17 protein-coding genes are annotated in these 15,545 nt (G+C 57.3%); 8 read left to right on the top strand and 9 right to left on the bottom strand.

The genetic code is table 11. The features are described 5' to 3' along the window. Positions 1–82: 82 nt before the first annotated feature. The 4 genes from AC0ZWN_RS19510 (at position 83) to rluB (ending at position 3,489) form a co-directional block, all read left to right on the top strand. The gene (locus AC0ZWN_RS19510; protein ID WP_172828192.1) at positions 83–781 is read left to right on the top strand and encodes a segregation and condensation protein A; all 699 of its coding nucleotides are present in this window, start codon (positions 83–85) and stop codon (positions 779–781) included. Positions 782–792: 11 nt separating this feature from the next. Next, positions 793–1,779, top strand: a complete 987-nt coding sequence (gene scpB, locus AC0ZWN_RS19515) for an SMC-Scp complex subunit ScpB (protein WP_476336174.1) — start codon at positions 793–795, stop codon at positions 1,777–1,779. Positions 1,780–1,922: 143 nt separating this feature from the next. Next, positions 1,923–2,114, top strand: coding sequence for a DUF1289 domain-containing protein (locus tag AC0ZWN_RS19520; protein ID WP_034153249.1), 192 nt, complete (start codon positions 1,923–1,925; stop codon positions 2,112–2,114). Between the two features lie 154 nt (positions 2,115–2,268). Further along, the gene (rluB, locus tag AC0ZWN_RS19525; RefSeq protein WP_476336175.1) at positions 2,269–3,489 is read left to right on the top strand and encodes a 23S rRNA pseudouridine(2605) synthase RluB; all 1,221 of its coding nucleotides are present in this window, start codon (positions 2,269–2,271) and stop codon (positions 3,487–3,489) included. Between the two features lie 209 nt (positions 3,490–3,698). Here rluB and AC0ZWN_RS19530 read toward each other — a convergent pair whose 3' ends face one another. Further along, positions 3,699–4,664, bottom strand: a complete 966-nt coding sequence (locus tag AC0ZWN_RS19530; protein ID WP_476336177.1) for a M29 family metallopeptidase — start codon at positions 4,662–4,664, stop codon at positions 3,699–3,701. A gap of 71 nt (positions 4,665–4,735) precedes the next feature. Beyond that, positions 4,736–4,873, bottom strand: coding sequence for a hypothetical protein (locus AC0ZWN_RS19535; RefSeq protein ID WP_003222780.1), 138 nt, complete (start codon positions 4,871–4,873; stop codon positions 4,736–4,738). 893 nt (positions 4,874–5,766) lie between these two features. Between AC0ZWN_RS19535 and AC0ZWN_RS19540 the strand changes: the two genes are divergently transcribed. Next, entirely contained in the window at positions 5,767–7,185 is a 1,419-nt protein-coding gene (locus AC0ZWN_RS19540) for an amino acid permease (RefSeq protein ID WP_476336178.1), read from the top strand. A gap of 68 nt (positions 7,186–7,253) precedes the next feature. On the opposite strand, the gene AC0ZWN_RS19545 is transcribed toward AC0ZWN_RS19540, so the two are convergent. Further along, the gene (locus AC0ZWN_RS19545; protein WP_476336180.1) at positions 7,254–8,603 is read right to left on the bottom strand and encodes a serine hydroxymethyltransferase; all 1,350 of its coding nucleotides are present in this window, start codon (positions 8,601–8,603) and stop codon (positions 7,254–7,256) included. Positions 8,604–9,135: 532 nt separating this feature from the next. Here AC0ZWN_RS19545 and AC0ZWN_RS19550 point away from each other — a divergent pair. Further along, positions 9,136–9,741: a helix-turn-helix transcriptional regulator gene (locus AC0ZWN_RS19550; protein WP_476336191.1), complete on the top strand. Its 606-nt coding sequence runs from the start codon at positions 9,136–9,138 to the stop codon at positions 9,739–9,741. Further along, positions 9,725–10,600 (top strand): queuosine precursor transporter, encoded by an 876-nt coding sequence (locus AC0ZWN_RS19555; RefSeq protein ID WP_093439557.1) that lies wholly within the window; start codon positions 9,725–9,727, stop codon positions 10,598–10,600. The genes AC0ZWN_RS19550 and AC0ZWN_RS19555 overlap by 17 nt, the downstream gene beginning before the upstream one ends. A 54-nt stretch (positions 10,601–10,654) precedes the next feature. Here AC0ZWN_RS19555 and queC read toward each other — a convergent pair whose 3' ends face one another. Further along, complete coding sequence (queC, locus tag AC0ZWN_RS19560; RefSeq protein WP_257357585.1) at positions 10,655–11,353, bottom strand: 7-cyano-7-deazaguanine synthase QueC; 699 nt, start codon at positions 11,351–11,353, stop codon at positions 10,655–10,657. Between the two features lie 156 nt (positions 11,354–11,509). On the opposite strand from queC, the gene arfB reads away from it, so the two are divergent. After that, positions 11,510–11,923, top strand: a complete 414-nt coding sequence (arfB, locus tag AC0ZWN_RS19565) for an alternative ribosome rescue aminoacyl-tRNA hydrolase ArfB (protein ID WP_007920134.1) — start codon at positions 11,510–11,512, stop codon at positions 11,921–11,923. Here the strand turns inward: arfB and AC0ZWN_RS19570 are convergent. From AC0ZWN_RS19570 to AC0ZWN_RS19590, 5 genes are all read right to left on the bottom strand, one after another. Next, positions 11,920–13,107 carry an MFS transporter gene (locus AC0ZWN_RS19570; RefSeq protein WP_320337208.1) on the bottom strand — a complete coding sequence of 396 codons (1,188 nt, stop codon included), beginning with the start codon at positions 13,105–13,107 and terminating at the stop codon, positions 11,920–11,922. The two genes, arfB and AC0ZWN_RS19570, sit on opposite strands and share 4 nt — an antisense overlap. A 114-nt stretch (positions 13,108–13,221) precedes the next feature. Further along, entirely contained in the window at positions 13,222–13,440 is a 219-nt protein-coding gene (locus AC0ZWN_RS19575) for a hypothetical protein (RefSeq protein WP_427118719.1), read from the bottom strand. Positions 13,441–13,475: 35 nt separating this feature from the next. Then, positions 13,476–13,607, bottom strand: a complete 132-nt coding sequence (locus AC0ZWN_RS19580) for a hypothetical protein (protein ID WP_256573958.1) — start codon at positions 13,605–13,607, stop codon at positions 13,476–13,478. Between the two features lie 272 nt (positions 13,608–13,879). After that, the gene (locus tag AC0ZWN_RS19585; RefSeq protein ID WP_476336183.1) at positions 13,880–15,073 is read right to left on the bottom strand and encodes an amino acid aminotransferase; all 1,194 of its coding nucleotides are present in this window, start codon (positions 15,071–15,073) and stop codon (positions 13,880–13,882) included. After that, positions 15,073–15,429 carry a 4a-hydroxytetrahydrobiopterin dehydratase gene (locus AC0ZWN_RS19590; RefSeq protein WP_003222798.1) on the bottom strand — a complete coding sequence of 119 codons (357 nt, stop codon included), beginning with the start codon at positions 15,427–15,429 and terminating at the stop codon, positions 15,073–15,075. The genes AC0ZWN_RS19585 and AC0ZWN_RS19590 overlap by 1 nt, the downstream gene beginning before the upstream one ends. Between the last annotated feature and the right edge of the window lie 116 nt (positions 15,430–15,545).

Below are 15,545 nucleotides of genomic sequence, written 5' to 3' on the forward strand. Positions count from 1 at the left end.
TCAGCAGGAACTGCCGTTCGCCATGGTCTATGGCCAGGCGGTCATGGAAATGCCGCTGGACCTGTACATCCCGCCGGATGCGCTGGAAGTCTTCCTTGAGGCCTTCGAAGGCCCGCTCGACCTGCTGCTTTACCTGATCCGCAAACAGAACATCAACATCCTCGATATCCCGGTGGCGGAAATCACCCGCCAGTACATGGGTTATGTCGAGTTGATGCAGTCGGTGCGTCTGGAGCTGGCCGCCGAGTATCTGGTGATGGCCGCGATGCTCGCCGAGATCAAGTCGCGCATGCTTCTGCCGCGCGCTGAAACCGTCGAAGACGAAGAAGACGACCCGCGTGCCGAACTGATCCGCCGCTTGCAGGAGTACGAGCGTTTCAAGGCGGCCGCCGAAGGCATCGACGGCTTGAGCCGGGTTGGCCGCGATGTGATCGTGCCCAAGCTCGACGCCCCGGAAGCCCGGGCGCGCAAGCTGTTGCCGGATGTGGCGCTGGAAGAGATTTTGATGTGCATGGCCGAAGTGCTGCGCCGTGGCGATATGTTTGAAAGCCACCAGGTCAGCCGCGAGGCGCTGTCCACCCGCGAGCGCATGAGCGATGTGCTGGAACGGCTCAAGGGCGGCGGTTTTGTGCCGTTCGTCGAGCTGTTCACCGCCGAAGAAGGGCGGCTGGGTGTGGTGGTGACCTTTATGGCGATCCTTGAACTGGTCAAGGAATCCTTGGTCGAGCTGGTGCAGAATGAGCCGTTCGCCGCGATCCACGTGCGAGCCCGAGCCGAATAACGAGTCGAAACATGAACCTGACTGAACCCCGCGAGCTGGCCCCCCTGCTTGAAGCCTTTCTGTTGGCCTCGGGAAAGCCGCAATCCCTTGAGCGCCTGTTTGAACTGTTTGAAGAAGGCGAACGGCCCGAGCCTGCGGTCTTCAAGAAAGCCCTGACCCTGCTGGGCAAGTCCTGCGAGGGCCGTGCTTTCGAGCTCAAGGAAGTCTCATCGGGCTATCGCTTGCAGATCCGCGAAAAGTTTTCGCCGTGGGTCGGCCGCTTGTGGGAAGAGCGCCCGCAGCGTTACTCCCGCGCCTTGCTCGAAACCATCGCGCTGATTGCCTACCGTCAGCCGATCACCCGTGGCGAGATCGAAGACGTGCGTGGCGTGGCGGTGAACAGCAATATCGTCAAGACCTTGCTGGAGCGCGAGTGGATTCGTGTTGTTGGTTACCGCGATGTGCCGGGCAAACCGGCGATGTTTGCCACCACCAAGATGTTTCTCGATCACTTCAACCTGAAGAACCTCGAAGACCTGCCGCCGCTGGCCGAATTGCGCGAAATGGAAACCGACCCGGTGCTCGATTTCGACGACGCTCCGGTGCCGCAGGGTTTGCAGGAGTTGGCCGACGCCAGCGCCGAGCCGGAAGAGGAGAAGGAAGAGACCAGTTTCCATACCTTGCTGCTGGAGCTGGACAGCATGGAGGAGGGGATCAAGACCGACTTCGACGATTTGCTGCGAGATGCGGCGGATCGTGAGGCGGGCGACAGTGACGCGCCGACGACCGAGCCTGAAACCGAAGTCGCTGAGCCAGCGATTGAAGTTGAACTTGAAGCCGAGCCAGAAGCCGAACCGGAAGAGGACATTCTTGGCGTCGCCGAAGCCCGCGAAAAGCTGTTGGCCGCCGTCGCCGCGCTCGAACAACCCGCGCCAGAACCCGAGCTGAGCGAAGAAGAAGCCGAAGCCCGCGCCTTGGCCGAAGCCATCGAAGCCGAACGCCGCGAGTTCGAGGACTGATCCGATCCCAAGAACACCGCAAACCCCTGTAGGAGTGAGCCTGCTCGCGATTGCGGTGTGTCAGTCGACATCTTCTTGGCAGATACACCGCTATCGCGAGCAGGCTCACTCCTACAGGGGATTTGTGTGTTTCTGGAGTAGGTATGAGTTCAACAAAAGACCCGTGCATCAGCCTCTGCAAATTCACCGACGACATCTGTCTCGGCTGCGGCCGCAGCAAGCGCGAAATCAAAGCCTGGAAGAAACTCGACAAGGACGACAAGCGCAGCGTACTGGCCGAAGCCGCGCTACGCCTGATCAAACTCGGCGGTGCCGGTCGGCGGAAAAAGAAATAACTGTCGATCGATCAGCTAGTCTCTGATGCGCGATGGCGCACATCCGCGTATGATTCGCGACCCTCCGCCGATCCCTTCGGCCGAGAACCCAGATTTCAATGCTTCAGGCGTCCAATTCAGAGCGCTTGAACAGACCACACCGGGAGGTGCCCAGATGAGCGACATCATTCAGAAAGACGACCAGGAAATCGGCCCAGCAGGCGAAAAGCTGCAGAAAGTCCTCGCCCGTATCGGCGTCGGCTCGCGCCGTGACGTGGAATCCTGGATCAGCCAGGGCCGGATCAAGGTCAATGGCAAAGACGCCACCCTCGGTCTGCGCGTCGACATGCACGACGCCATCACCATTGATGGCAAGGTGATCAAGCGCGAAGAAGCGGCCGAATCGGTCCGCCGCGTGATCATGTACAACAAACCCGATGGCGAGATCTGCACCCGTGACGACCCGGAAGGCCGTCCGACCGTGTTCGACAAGCTGCCGCGTCCGAAAGAAGGTCGCTGGATCAACATCGGTCGTCTCGACATCAACACCACCGGTCTGCTGATGTTCACCACCGACGGTGAGCTGGCCAACCGTCTGATGCACCCGTCCTACGAGATGGACCGTGAGTACGCCGTGCGCGTACGCGGTGAAGTCGACGACGAGATGATCGAGCGCCTGAAGGCCGGCGTCGTGCTGGAAGACGGCCCGGCGAAGTTCACCGACATCAAGCAGGCGCCAGGCGGTGAAGGCTTCAACCACTGGTATCACTGCGTGGTGATGGAAGGCCGTAACCGTGAGGTTCGTCGTCTGTGGGAATCGCAGGGTCTGGTGGTCAGCCGTCTGAAGCGCGTGCGTTTCGGTCCGGTGTTCCTCAACTCCGACCTGCCGATGGGGCGCTGGCGCGAAATGAGCCAGTACGAAGTCGACATCCTCAGTGCTGAAGTCGGCCTGACGCCGGTAGCGATGCCGCAACTGAACGCCAAGAGCAAAGACAAGCTTGAGCGCATGCAGCGCAAATCGTCGCGGCCGATGGCCAAGACCGAGCGCGTTCGTACGCTGCGTCCAGCCGCTGGCGCGCCGACCGGTCCGCGCCCAAGCCGTGAACCGCAGATCGAAGGCGAGCGTCCAGGTCGCAAGCCAGTAGCCCGTGACGGCGAACGCACTCCGAGTCCGGCCAACGGTCGCACTGAGCGTGGCGAGCGTGGTGCACCTGCCGGTCGTGGCACGCCTGTGGCGGATCGTCCAGCGGACACCACCAACAAGCGCCCGGCCAAACCTGCGCCGAAGCGTCCGGGGATCAAACTGGTTGACGGTGACAAGCCGTCGGGCAAGCGTCGTGGCGCACCGGCCGGTTCCGGTCAGCGTCCGGGGTTTGGTCGCAAGAAGCCGGAATAAGGCAGCTGCGAGCTTCTAGCGGCAAGCTTCAAGCCAAAGCAAAAACGCCAACCTCAGGGTTGGCTTTTTTTTTCGTCTGGCGTACACCGATCGTTCCCACGCTCTGCGTGGGAATGCCTCAACGGACGCTCCGCGTTCGCCTCTAGAGGGACGCGGAGCGTCCCAGGCTGCATTCCCACGCGGAGCGTGGGAACGATCAGGTGCCGGTCCTAAAACACAAACCGGCCATCAAACACCGGCTTGTCATCCAGCGCCAACACCCCGCCGGAAAAGATCAGATCCAGGTGATGACTACCCTTGGCGCCACCGCCCAACCCAAGATGCAGCCCACAATGCCGCTCCTCAAACCCGGCATTACGCGCATACAAATCCTTCACGCCTTCATTGGTGCCAATCCCCAACTCCTCAATCCGCCGGTTCGACGGATTGGCGTCCAGGTACTTGTTGAAATCATGCTCCAGCCCCGGCACCTCCGTGGCGATGCGGCTGATGGTCGAGTTCTCGATCCACAGTTCCAGTGGTGATTCCAGCACACCGTACTTGCGCGCAAACGGGATGGTGCTGAGGAACGTGCCCTTGAATTTCACATGGCCATTGATGGCCTCGCTGTGCGTAGCGATTTCGCCGGGGGCCAGGTCAAAGTTGCCGACACCGTTGATATCGGTCCACTTCTTGATGCTGCTCAGTGGCGTTTCAAACCATGAGCCGTCATCGTCCTTGAAACTCAGTGTGGTCGCCTGGGACATACGCTGGATCAGGTGACTGTTCAGTCCGGCAATCCGCTGCGGGGTGACGCTGAAGGTGTCATAGAAATAATCGCCGTAATCCTTGAACAGCAGCGACTTCTTCCAGTTCTCCGCCATCACCGCTTGCAGCGCGCGCACGAACTCCGGGCCGTCGGGGCGTGGGTTGGGCAAGGTGGAAGAGTCGTAGAAGAAAATGTACAGATCGCTGTCGGTGATTGCCGAGGTCAGCGTTGCGGTGCTGTCCAGGTCCAGACGTCGGGTGCTGAACTGGAAACGAGGATGATCGCCTGCCTGTTCGGCGATCGCGCCGGTCAGCGCTTCGTAATCAGCCGTGTGGCCGAGCAATACCTTCGCCGAGTCGATGCCGGCAAGGGCGGGGTGGTGTTCGAGGTAGTAAAGGAAATGCGAGATCGCGCGGGGCTTATCCATGAATCCTCCCTGACTGACCGTGTAAAAAGCGGCAGGCACGACCGGCCGGATCGTGCCTGCCCGGAGATGTCTTACAGAGGCCACATCGCCGTGCCGAACGGAACTACCGCGTCGGCTTGCATCATTTCTACAGCCGCCTCGTGGGTCGGTGCTTCAAACCATTCGTCCAGTTGCAGTTCGGTATCCAAGTCTTTTTCCAGTGCTTGCATGGTCGATCTCCTAGATGACATTCACGGTTGTGACTGGCCGGTCGAGGTGGCCGGCAAGACGTGAAGAACCTAGTTCAGGGTTTTTTGTAATGCAAAAAATTATTCATTTAATTTTTAAATAGACTTTTTATTCTGTTTTTCGGCGGCAGTTTTCTTATTTGAAAACAAAAAACTAAACGGCACGTTTCATTAGCAAGCTAGCTACCGTCAATTTGCAGACGTCTGACAGATATTTCTGAAATGGAAACTCTGCGTTACGCATCGTAAAGAATTATTTACAAAAAAGCCGGTAAAACCGAGTGAAACCAACCCGTCATGATCGCTGTAAGGAAAAGCTGCCGAAGCCTGTACCGCCGCGGGCCGGACAAGGCTCTGGCGCGCTTGTTTCAGCGCCGTTTGCAGGGTGAGATGCGCCTCATGCCTGTCGTGCAGGTGCATAACAAGAAGGAGGCGCAATGAACGCCGTGACTGATCTCCATCTCTCTCCGTGGGACGATTTTTTCCTCGTCCACGCCGATGGCCTGCAAAGGCATGACTCAAATTTTGCAGCCGCTCGAGTGACTCGAGGCGGACACACGCAATCCCGGCAACCGCCACGCTGATCCAGCGGGGTCTGGCAGCAGGGGGTTAGCGGTGTACAATGCGCCGCGTTTTAACTGTGACCCTCTGCGTAATCGCGCAAATCTCAAGGCTATCCGCCTTGTTCACTCCGTGGCGCCACAAGCGTTTCGGGTTCGATTTCGTCACAGATAAAAACAAACAGGTGACGCATGACCGTTGTAAATAAGCTGAACTCCTGGTGCCTGCGCTGGGGTTTGATCGGGGCTGCCTGAAATCGCAACCTTGCAGCAACGTCTACTGAACACCATCAAACCTTGCGTGAGACCTTTTTCATGAGTGGACAACCCTCGCAATCAGGCGAGCTGAAACGCGGCCTGAAAAATCGCCATATTCAACTGATCGCCCTCGGTGGCGCGATCGGTACCGGATTGTTCCTCGGCTCGGCCGGGGTACTGAAATCCGCCGGCCCGTCGATGATCCTCGGCTACGCCATTTGCGGCTTCATCGCCTTCATGATCATGCGCCAGTTGGGCGAGATGATTGTCGAAGAGCCGGTGGCCGGTTCCTTCAGCCATTTCGCGCACAAGTACTGGGGCGGCTTTGCCGGGTTCCTGTCCGGTTGGAACTGCTGGATCCTGTACATTCTGGTGGGCATGTCGGAGCTGACCGCGGTCGGCAAATACATCCACTACTGGGCACCGGACATCCCGACCTGGGTTTCTGCAGCGGCTTTCTTCGTGCTGATCAACGCGATCAACCTGGCCAACGTCAAAGTCTTCGGTGAGGCGGAGTTCTGGTTCGCGATCATCAAGGTCGTGGCGATCGTCGGCATGATTGCGCTCGGTAGCTACCTGCTGGTCAGCGGCAACGGCGGCCCGCAAGCCTCGGTGAGCAATCTGTGGTCGCACGGTGGTTTCTTCCCGAACGGTGTGAGCGGTCTGGTGATGGCCATGGCGATCATCATGTTCTCCTTCGGCGGTCTGGAAATGCTCGGTTTCACCGCCGCTGAAGCGGACAAACCGAAAACCGTGATCCCGAAAGCGATCAATCAGGTGATCTACCGAATCCTGATTTTCTACATCGGTGCACTGGTGATCCTGCTGTCGCTGACGCCATGGGACAGCCTGTTGGAAACCCTTAACGCGTCTGGCGATTCGTACAGCGGCAGCCCGTTCGTGCAAGTGTTCTCGATGCTCGGCAGCAACACCGCCGCGCACATCCTCAACTTCGTGGTCCTGACCGCTGCGTTGTCGGTGTATAACAGCGGCACCTATTGCAACAGCCGTATGCTGCTGGGCATGGCCGAGCAGGGTGATGCGCCGAAAGCGCTGGCGAAAATCGACAAGCGCGGTGTGCCGGTGCGTTCGATCCTGGCCTCCGCTGCGGTGACACTGGTGGCTGTTCTGCTGAATTACCTGATTCCGCAACACGCGCTGGAACTGCTGATGTCGCTGGTGGTTGCGACGCTGGTGATCAACTGGGCGATGATCAGCTTCTCGCACTTCAAGTTCCGCCAGCACATGAACAAGACCCAGCAGACGCCGCTGTTCAAGGCGCTGTGGTATCCGTACGGTAACTACATCTGCCTGGCGTTCGTTGCGTTCATCCTTGGCGTGATGCTGCTGATCCCGGGCATTCAGATCTCGGTGTATGCGATTCCGGTGTGGGTCGTGTTCATGTGGGTTTGCTACGTGATCAAGAACAAGCGCGGTGCGCAACAGGCCGTACCTGCGGCAGGTGCTGCCAAGTAAGCGCTGATGCAGAAAAACAAAACCCGGCCTGAGTGCCGGGTTTTTTTATGAGTGCAAATGTTGGACGGCTATTGATAATCGGCGAGAGGATAGTCCCTGCACAGGGTTTCGACCTCTGAGCGAAACTGCGCGAGGAGCAGGGGTTCCAGTGTGTAATCCTGTTCGCCGAGCGGCGCTACCGTATTCAGAACCCGCACTATCAAATCGACGATCTGGCGGCTGCCGTGGACATCGACCCGGCGTTGCGCCAGAGCGCCCGTGCCGATGCGCAGTCCGCTCGTCACCAGTGTCGAGCGGTGATCGCCGGGAACGCGATGGCGATTTACGATGATCCCGCAGTGACCCAGTGCCGCCTCCGCGATAGCGCCCGTGATGTCGCCACGCAAGCGAACCAGTACCGTATGGTTTTCACTGCAGCCGCCAACCACTTCGTAATCCTGTGCCTGGAAGGCGCGGGCCATTTCATCCGCAGTACTGCGGATCTGCGCCATGCAGACGTCGAATTCTGCCGACATGGCGTAACCCAGCGCGGCAGCCTTCGCTGCGATCATGTTGGCAGCGAGCGCACCCTGCATTCGCGGGTAAACGGCTTCATCCAGCAGGCGACTGAAGGTGGTTCTCAAGCCGGGAATCTTGGTGTTCGCATCAGCACCGCTGAGGATCACGCCACCCCGAGGCCCGGCGAGTTGCTTGTGCGTGCAGGTGACGGTGACATGTGCAGCGTCGATCGGACCTGGATGCCGACCGGTGGCCACAAGCCCGGCGATATGCGAAATGTCGGCGAGCAGGATGGCCCCGGCTTCATCTGCAATTTCGCGAAACCGCGTGAAGTCGACTACGCGTGAATAGGCGGTGGCGCCGCAGAGGATGACGCGTGGGCGATGGGCGAGCGCCAGCAGGCGCACTTTGTCGTAATCAATAAGACCGTCGGATGTCGTGCCGTACTGGATCGCCTTGTAGTAGGCGCCCGAAAACGCCGCGAGGCTGCCATGGGTGAGATGACCACCGTGTTCCACTGCCATACCCAGCAAGGTGTCGCCAGGCTCCAGCAAGGCCGTAAGGACTTGGTATATGGCGTTCGACGCTGAGTGTGGTTGCACGTTGGCGTATTGCGCGCCGAACAGTTGCCGGGCCCGGCGAATGGCCAGCGACTCGACCAGCTCGACATTCTCGCACCCTGCGCTGTGGCGCTTGCCGGACATGCCCTCTGCCGTCACGTTGACCAGCACGGAAGCGCAGGCCGCCAAGGTGCGCGGCTGAACTGCGCAGGAGGAGGAGACCAGTGAAAGCGTGTGCTGTTGACGCGTGATTTCCGCGTCGAGAATGGCCGCCAGTTCGGCATCTTCTGCGCGAAGATCCGTCAGGCCACGACGCAACATGTCAGCCTGGTTCTTGAGCGGTTCAGTAATGACTGCCATTGCTTGATTCCTTCCCTGGTTTTGCGAGATTTGCGCATGTCCTTGCTTGCCGGATCTGTACAGGCGAATCCGTGTTTTGACCGCTGTGCGCGCAAAACTAAACCCTGTACAGGCCTCCCGTTTTTTCGTCCTTTCACTCTCGAGAATGGGACGCCGGATTGACGCATCATAAATTTTTCAGTGAGGAACGCCACAGAATTAATCAAAAAAATGAACATTCTTCAAAGAAAATGATTCTTTTTGTAGTCGCGTCGGGTGTAAAACACGCATTGCCCGGAGCCGATTTTCAGGCCTTGGGTGGACGCCGAAAGGAACTGACGAGTCATTACCGAGGCTGAAATGACCCCGCACGTTGGCGGAAGCAGCCTGTGGAAGCTGACTTTTTATACCGAACCCAAGGAGGGAGAATGCTATGATCCTGCGCGGCACTGACAGGGATATAACTGCAATTTCCTACCTCACTTGTGTATGTCCGGAATGATCATTCGGGACGTGACATTGATTGCAGTTAAAAATGGATGATAAGCATGTGATGCACAGAAGAGAAAGATCGGAGAATCTGAAGAACAACATCAAATACCTGATAAAGAGTCGCGGGGAGACGCAGTTGTCCTTGTGTCACTCCAGTGGTTTGACGCGTACCACCATCTACAACATCCTTGAAGGCAAAGTGGTCAATGTACAGCAGTCCACTGTACGCAAGATTTCTGATTTTTTCGGCGTGTCTTACGAGGAAATAGAAACGATTGATTTTGAAGAGAAGGAAATAATCGAAAGCAGTATTTCTCCGCAGGGGAACATGAATCCGGCGGCGGTGCCTGTCATCAAGGAAAGTATGCTGCTGCAAAGTCTGGATAAAAGAATTGGTGAACTGGCCACGATTCATCCACTGACTTACTATTTTGGCGCTTCCTTTAACCTGATTGGCGTGCTTCTGGAAAACGAAATCAGTGGCATGAACGAACCCGGCGATCTGTTGATCGTGCAGAAAGGAGCATCGACCAGCGACAGGGAAAAACTGGTGTATGACAAAATCACAGCGAAGTTATCTATAAGCCATGAAGGCAACTTTGATACGGATCGTATATGCGTGATCGGAGATGTAATCGAGGAACGATTTAATGGATTGCAGTGTTGAAATGGAAAACAGCAAGTACAAATTGCTGGGGTTCGAAAATGGAAAAAGCCTGGCCGTTATCATGGTCATTGCGACAGGCAAGATAATTAAAATAAAACTGAGTGAAGTGTTGAATAGTGAGATTATGGATAATCTGAATAAAATCGAAGTGAAAAACCTCTACAAGAAGTTCTACTCCCAGGGTGGGGCGCTGACGGCATACGAAATCAATGATCGTCATGAAAGTTCGTGGATGATCTACATCATCCTGAACCTGATGCTGTTCACGCTTTATATTTTCACCAGTATTGCGGCGACTAAACCGATCTATCTGGATTACTTTGACATTGTCGTGACCCCGGGAACCTTTCTTTACCCGCTGACCTTTCTGATCGTTGACTTGTTGAACGAGACCTTTGGTCTGCGGTTGGCGCGCCGGGCAATTCTCTTTGCGTTCATCAGCAATGCGGCGATTATCATTCTATTGGCGATCACCACCCATTTGCCGGGGTTGCCGGGGTGGAAGCTCGATGGGCCTTACAATGACGTGATCAGTCAATTGTCTTCTGTTCTGGTAGCGTCTTCGATATCGTTTCTGGTGTCCGAAAACATAAACTCGTATCTGTTGTGCAAGATCAAGGAACTGACCAACTCCAGATTCCTGTTCTTGCGAGTATTCTTGAGTACATTGTTTGCAGTAATCATCGACAGCTTTCTGTTCTGTTACATCGCATTCTATGGAACGATGGAGAACAGTGCGATCTTGAGCATGATCTATGTGCAGATCGCGATCAAAGTGGGTTTTGCTTTCTTTAATATCATGCCCGCTTATGGGGCGCGGTCGCTGTTCAAGAAGTATCTGACGGGAAGCCAGGTTTGATCGAATAGCAGAAGCGCTCGCTTGGACTGTCCCAGGCGAGCGTTTTTTTGTGTCTTATTTTAGTTTGAGTTTCAATTTCAAACTGTTGGTTACCTGATCTTTGTTCTCCAGGAACTCGTTGAGGCCTTTCGCGCGAAGATTGCACGCGTCACAGTCGCCGCATCCGCTTCCAGCTATACCGTTGTAGCAGGTCAGCGTCTGATGACGAATCAGGTCCAGTTGATTGTGGTAATCAGCCAGTGCCCAGGTTTCGGCTTTGTTCAGCCACATCAGTGGCGTTTCCAGACGTAACTTGTAATCCATGCCCAGTTCAAGCGCGTTGTTCAACGCCTTGACGAACTCATCGCGGCAATCCGGGTAACCCGAGAAGTCGGTTTCGCAAACACCGGTAATGACTGTTCTGGCTTGAACCTGATACGCATAGATAGACGCGAGGGTCAAAAACAGAATGTTTCTTCCCGGTACGAAAGTGCTCGGCAGACTTTCTCCGGAGCTGTTGACGGTCGGCACGGGAATGTTGTCGCGGGTCAGGCTGCTGATCGCCAGTTCATTCAGCAGAGAGACATCCATTACCTTGTGAACGGTCACGCCAAGCTGTTTGCAAAGTTGCTGGGCAACTTCAATTTCCGCGTGGTGACGCTGACCATAATCAAAGGTAATGCAGTGAACTTCATCATAGTGGGTCAGCGCATGGATCAGACAGGTCGTAGAGTCCTGGCCACCACTGAAAACGATAACTGCCTTGTTGCTCATAAGTTTGCTTCCTGCATAAACGGGTAAATTTAAAGGTCGCAATGGTAACTCGAAATGATGCTCGATATAAGTGCGCTGGAAGTTGCGCCCGCAGGCCGCAGGTCGCTTTGCAGCTAATCGCGGTATCCTGTGCACTCTGATTACGGACGCTTTTCCATGCTGGTGATTTCCAACAACGTGCATCTTCCCGATGCCGAGATCGAACTGACCGCCATCCGCGCGCAAGGCGCCGGTGGGCAGAACGTCAACAAGGTTTCCAGTGCGATGCACCTGCGCTTCGACATTCCGGCCTCGTCCTTGCCCGAGTTCTACAAGGAGCGACTACTGGCGTTGCGCGACAGTCGCATCACCAGCGATGGCGTGTTGATCATCAAGGCCCAGCAATACCGTACGCAGGAGGCCAACCGTGCCGATGCGCTTGAGCGTCTGGTCGAGCTGATCCTCAGCGCCACCAAAGTCGAAAAGAAACGCCGCCCGACCAAGCCGACCCTCGGCTCGAAGAAGCGCCGGCTTGAATCGAAAACCAAGCGCGGCAGCATCAAGGCCGGGCGCGGCAAAGTGGACTTCTAGTCTTCGCGGTACTTGGCCGTGTGCTTGTACAGATAGATGCTCAAGGCCAATCCGCTCAATGCAGCGAGAGCGGCGAACAGGAAGATCGAAGCAAAGCCGAAGCCTGCCGCAATCGCCCCAGCCAATGGCCCGGTGATCCCCAGCGACAAATCAATGAACAGTGAATAAGCACCGACCGCTGCGCCACGGCTTGAAGCCGGCACCAGATTCACTGCCTCCACACCCAGCGCCGGGAACACCAGCGAGAAACCAAACCCGCTCAGCGCCGCACCGGCCAGCGCCCAATGCGCGTCCGGTGCCAGCCACAACAGCAGCAGGCCCAGTGTCTCCACCGACAGGCAGGCAATCGCCACGCGAAAGCCGCCGAGGCGGTTGATCAGATTGCCGAACAGCAGGCGCGCACCGATGAAGCTGGCACCGAACAGGCTCAGGCAAAGCACGGCGTTGTCCCAATGCTGTGTGGCGTAATACAGGGTGATGAAAGTGGCGATGGTGCCGAAGCCGATCGAGCCCAACGCCAGGCCGCAACCGTGGGGAAACACTTTACCGAGCACATGCATGAACGGCAGGCGTTCACCCGCCACAATCGGCGCGGCGGTTTTCGGCCAGGCCAACGCCAGACCAAGAATCGCCAGCAAAATGATGCTGACGCCCATGCTCCACAATCCCAACTGGCCGACCAGCCACACGCCGAACGGTGCGCCAACTGCCAGTGCGCCATAACTGGCGATGCCGTTCCAGGAAATTACTTTGGCGGTGTTTGCCGCGCCAACCCGGCCAATGCCCCAGCCGATCGAACCAGAACCGACAAGGCTTTCAGCGCTGCCCAGCACCAGGCGACCGATCAACAGACTGATCAAACTGAGCATTGGCAGGTTCGGTGTCCACGCCGAAATCAACATGAACACACCGCTCAAGCCGCACCCGGCCAGGCCAATCATCACAGCGCGTTTGCTGCCCTGGTTGTCGATGATCTTGCCGGCATACGGACGGCTGAGCAGGGTCGCGAGGTATTGCACGCTGATCACCAGACCGGCAATCACCGCGCCAAAGCCCAGATCGCTGTGCACATAGCCCGGCAGCACCGCGAGCGGAATGCCGATGTTCAGGTAACCGATAAAGGTGAAGAGGACGATGGAAACGACTTGCAGCGTGACCGCCAGGGGGCGCTGGGGCTCGGACATAGAGGGCGACATGGGTAACGATCCACGGGAACGGCAGATTAGATAGGCTGCTTATGATACCGGCGTAGAGGCTTCTGGGGCGGGAAAAGTAAAACTATTTGCCGGGAGGCCGCTTCAGGGTTTGGCCGGGGCAACCAGTTGTGTGGTGACCAGCGCCGCGAGGGCATTTTCTTCGCTGCCGAAGCGGGCGAGCAGGGCGGCCTGTTTCTCGGGAGAGAGGCGGTTCCAGATCTCGATCATTTTCTCGGTGGTGCCGATCAGGACGGCAGCTTGGCTTTCGGAGAATTCGTCGGTCATGGCAGGCTCGGGGTTCAGGCAGTGTGGAAAGCGCATGTTAGCGCTTTCCACACGGTCTGTACGACGGGGTCTTACTCTTCGTTGTCGGCCGGGCGGCTCTCAACGGCTTCTTTCTGCTCGGGCTGTTGGGCTCCGGCTTGCTGCGTGGTCGTCTGCTCAGGTACGTGCAGGCTTGGGAAGGGGAGATTAGGAATCTCGTGCATGGTTGCGCTCCTCGCTAAGTCTGTTGATAGATCTGGTAGATCCGCGCTTCTTGAAAGCCTGCGCAGGATACAGCAGGAAAAATGACAATCAGACTTTTAATTCAAATTAATGCGACAGATGGCCGCAGGGGAGGGCAAAACCCAAAGGTCACCACAAAACAAATGTGGGAGCGAGCCTGCTCGCGAAGGCAGTGTGTCAGGCAACATTTTCGTTGAATGACACGCCGCTTTCGCGAGCAGGCTCGCTCCCACAGGGTTTTGTGTTGCAGTAACTATTTGCAGACGCTGGCGATGGCTTCTGCCAGCAAGGCGAGGCGCGTAGCGTCGATGCCGGCGACGTTCGCCCGGCCCGAGTTGACCATGTACACGCTGTGATGCTCACGCAGTTGTTTCACTTGCTCCGGCGACAGTCCGGTGTAAGAGAACATCCCGCGTTGTACGCCAATGTGTGCAAAACGCTCGCGCAGGCCATGCGGCTCCAGCGCTTCAACCAGGCCGCTGCGCAACTGCGCGATACGCAAACTCATGGCTTCCACTTCATCGGCCCAGCGGGCTTTCAGCTCGGGATCGGCGAGGATGGTCGCGACCACCGCAGCACCATGATCTGGCGGTGTCGACCACAAATTGCGGGCGATGTTGGCCAGTTGGCTGCGGATGTCGATGAGCTTGTCGGCGGTTTTCGCGCAGACGATCAGCGCACCGGTGCGGTCGCGGTACAGGCCGAAGTTCTTCGAGCAGGAGCTGGTAATCAGCAACTCTGGCACCTCGGCCGCGAACAACCGGGTCGACCACGCATCCTGCTCCAGACCGTCGCCAAAGCCCTGGTAGGCAAAGTCGATCAGCGGCAGCAGATTGCGGCTGCGCACCACATCGAGCACGCGCTGCCAGTCGTCATGGCTCAAGTCAAAACCGGTCGGGTTGTGGCAGCACGCGTGCAGCAGCACCACATCACCGTTCGGCATTTGGTTGAGCACGGCAAGCATGGCATCGACGTCGAGGCGGTTGTCACTGCCCACGTACGGGTAGTGACTGACCTTGACCCCGGCCGTGGCGAAAATGGTTTCGTGGATCGGCCAGGTCGGGTTGCTCAGCCACACGCCTTTGCCCGGCAGGCACTGGGCGATGAAGTCGGCAGCCAGGCGCAGGGCGCCTGTGCCGCCCGGCGTCTGGGTGACGCCGGCACGTTGTGCGGCGATCAGCTTCGAGTCGGCACCGAGCACCAACTCATTGATGACTTTGCCGAACAGCGGGTTGCCGTGGCCGCCGATGTAGGTTTTGGTGTCCTGGCTTTCGACCAGCCGCGCTTCGGCGATTTTCACCGCCTCCGGGATTGGCGTCAGGCCTTGAGCGTCCTTGTAGACGCCAACGCCCAGGTCGAATTTGCGCGGGTTGGTGTCCTGCGCATACGCCTCCATCAAACCGAGGATCGGGTCGCCGGGTACCCGGCCGATGGCGTCGAAGTGCATTACTTGCGTCCTTCTGCGGTCTTGGCCACTTCGTCAGTGCGCGCAGCCATGATGAAGTCGTTGCGGTGCAGGCCTTTGATCGAATGGCTCCACCAGGTCACGGTGACTTTGCCCCATTCGGTCAGCAGGCCCGGGTGATGACCTTCGGCCTCGGAAATCTCGCCGACAGCGTTGGTGAACGCCAGGGCGTGCTTGAAATTCTTGAACAGGAAAACTTTCTCCAGCTGCATGATGCTGTCGCGGACTTCGATGTTCCAGTCAGGGATCTGCTTGATCAGGATCGGCAGTTCTTCGTCGCTGACTTGTGGCGCATCGGCGCGGCAGGCTTCGCAGTGGGCTTGGTTCAAAGTGGACATGGTGTATTCCTGAATCGAGTGTGTTTTTTTTATTAAAACGTTTGAGCTGTCAATGCCGTCACGCTAAACCAAAGTGGCGGCGACGGACAGGCTCAATTGTCAGCAAAAGTCGCGGT

The sequence above is a fragment of the Pseudomonas sp. 3B-A001-10F genome (assembly GCF_056313565.1).

Coding starts and splice junctions, on each gene's coding strand:
- scpB (WP_476336174.1), top strand. CDS start 793: ATGAACCTGACTGAACCCCGCGAGCTGGCCCCCCTGCTTGAAGCCTTT.
- AC0ZWN_RS19520 (WP_034153249.1), top strand. CDS start 1,923: ATGAGTTCAACAAAAGACCCGTGCATCAGCCTCTGCAAATTCACCGAC.
- rluB (WP_476336175.1), top strand. CDS start 2,269: ATGAGCGACATCATTCAGAAAGACGACCAGGAAATCGGCCCAGCAGGC.
- AC0ZWN_RS19530 (WP_476336177.1), bottom strand. CDS start 4,664: ATGGATAAGCCCCGCGCGATCTCGCATTTCCTTTACTACCTCGAACAC.
- AC0ZWN_RS19535 (WP_003222780.1), bottom strand. CDS start 4,873: ATGCAAGCACTGGAAAAAGACTTGGATACCGAACTGCAACTGGACGAA.
- AC0ZWN_RS19540 (WP_476336178.1), top strand. CDS start 5,767: ATGAGTGGACAACCCTCGCAATCAGGCGAGCTGAAACGCGGCCTGAAA.
- AC0ZWN_RS19545 (WP_476336180.1), bottom strand. CDS start 8,603: ATGGCAGTCATTACTGAACCGCTCAAGAACCAGGCTGACATGTTGCGT.
- AC0ZWN_RS19550 (WP_476336191.1), top strand. CDS start 9,136: ATGCACAGAAGAGAAAGATCGGAGAATCTGAAGAACAACATCAAATAC.
- AC0ZWN_RS19555 (WP_093439557.1), top strand. CDS start 9,725: ATGGATTGCAGTGTTGAAATGGAAAACAGCAAGTACAAATTGCTGGGG.
- queC (WP_257357585.1), bottom strand. CDS start 11,353: ATGAGCAACAAGGCAGTTATCGTTTTCAGTGGTGGCCAGGACTCTACG.
- arfB (WP_007920134.1), top strand. CDS start 11,510: ATGCTGGTGATTTCCAACAACGTGCATCTTCCCGATGCCGAGATCGAA.
- AC0ZWN_RS19570 (WP_320337208.1), bottom strand. CDS start 13,107: ATGTCCGAGCCCCAGCGCCCCCTGGCGGTCACGCTGCAAGTCGTTTCC.
- AC0ZWN_RS19575 (WP_427118719.1), bottom strand. CDS start 13,440: ATGCGCTTTCCACACTGCCTGAACCCCGAGCCTGCCATGACCGACGAA.
- AC0ZWN_RS19580 (WP_256573958.1), bottom strand. CDS start 13,607: ATGCACGAGATTCCTAATCTCCCCTTCCCAAGCCTGCACGTACCTGAG.
- AC0ZWN_RS19585 (WP_476336183.1), bottom strand. CDS start 15,073: ATGCACTTCGACGCCATCGGCCGGGTACCCGGCGACCCGATCCTCGGT.
- AC0ZWN_RS19590 (WP_003222798.1), bottom strand. CDS start 15,429: ATGTCCACTTTGAACCAAGCCCACTGCGAAGCCTGCCGCGCCGATGCG.